This is a genomic window from Vibrio sp. 1078-1 (assembly GCF_033340475.1).
The window spans coordinates 1-1,582 of sequence record NZ_JAWOWM010000050.1 but is presented as its reverse complement, the minus strand read 5'-3'; the positions used below and the strand labels follow the sequence as shown (position 1 = coordinate 1,582).

The window sequence follows — 1,582 nt, the reverse complement described above, 5'->3', positions numbered from 1 at the left end:
AGCTTGTTTGACGATGCATAAGCACTGATCATATGAATGGTGCTCGCCCTGTCTTCACGATTGTATGAGCCTCGAAGTGTTTTGCCATCAATCGCAATCACTTGACCTTCGGTAAGGGTGTGTATTGATGACATCCAGTTAATGAAGCATTCATGAAATGCTCGGGGTCAATCGTTGAGATTATTCGAGCAATCGTGTCATCAACAGGAACACTATGTAAAAACAGGCCATTGCGCTTAAACCAATTATGATGACCGAGAATGTATTCACGGATATCAAACCAACCTTTCGCACCAGCAATAACCGCACATAGCGAGCCAAAAGGACTTCGAAGAGGCAGTAAGTGACCTTAGGGATTTGGCGTAGATCAGTAATCGTTTGAAAATGTTCTTTGAAGTGATCGATGTGCATGATGCTTTCCCTAAAAAGGGAGTATAAGATCACAGCTAATAAATGGGATCGTCAAATTAGTCGTCATTTTGCTTAAAAAACGTTCACGACCTCACCCTGCAGACAATTAAGCCTTAAGCTGCTACTTACATCACAGACAACGCCGTCGTAAATAATATTTAATGCGGAGTTTTCACCTTTTCACATCGGGACCTCTAAATGGACGTTAAGCCTTGGCTACTCTTAACAGCTGCAATTCTCGCAGGCTGCTCTGATGACGATCATCAGACCCACAACAACAGCGTCAAATTCGATGTCATAGACAATCAAGAATTTACCCTTAATCCGATTCAAAACGACAGCAATCCCGATTTAGAAAGTTTCAGCTGGACTCAAACATGTGGTTCGATATCCATTATTCCTTCTGACACAAGCCAAACCGTCAATCTGACACTTACCGCTCCAAAACTGGACAACGATGAAGAGTATTGCTTCCAGTTTAAAGGAACCAGTAAGAATGGTGATCAGTACTCAACCGATGCAAAAGTGTCCGTGGTGTCTCCATCACTGGAAGTTTATGTTGATCACGCATCTCTCCCCTCTTTACATCAGGTATTGGACATCATCGCCTCTGCAGAGGCTCACCCGACAGCTGAGCGCTATGTGTCCTGGGGCCGTATCAATCCGACGCAAGAGCATCTGGCGCAACTGAATATCAGTCGCTTCCCACTTGAGTCAAACCATACATCGGCAGAAATGCTTGAAGCTATTTCTGCCTTTGCAGAAGATCATCACAGACTCAAGGTTTCAATCAGTACCAACACGCTGAAGTCATATGACAACCTAAAACTTATGCTACAGCGGCTGCATAAGCAGCCACATGTCGACATTGACAACATCAGGCTCTATGACGATGGCTCTGCTGAATACGTGAACCTGTACAACTGGCGCAATACCCAGGATAAGACCTACCTGTTACAGCAAGCCGGTGACAACCTTAAAAATATCATTTTAGGTTCAGGTGGTTCTTCCGCGCCCTGGTTGACTACTCAGTTTAACTGGCATTCACTCTACCCTACTGAGTACTCAATGCTGAGATCTGACTTTTTGACGCTTGATCCAAAACTACACGAGTTAAAAGAGTATCTGGGTGATAGCCTCAAACAAATGCAGTGGGATAAATATGCAAAAC

1 protein-coding gene and 1 pseudogene are annotated in these 1,582 nt (G+C 44.1%); one reads left to right on the top strand and one right to left on the bottom strand.

Annotated elements, in window-relative coordinates; translation table 11 throughout:
• Window positions 1-411, bottom strand: a pseudogene (locus tag R7190_RS25500) (ISAs1 family transposase); the annotation flags it as partial.
• 198 nt (window positions 412-609) lie between these two features.
• On the opposite strand from R7190_RS25500, the gene R7190_RS25495 reads away from it, so the two are divergent.
• Window positions 610-1,582: PKD domain-containing protein (locus R7190_RS25495; RefSeq protein ID WP_318137631.1), on the top strand; the 973-nt coding region annotated here is incomplete at its 3' end.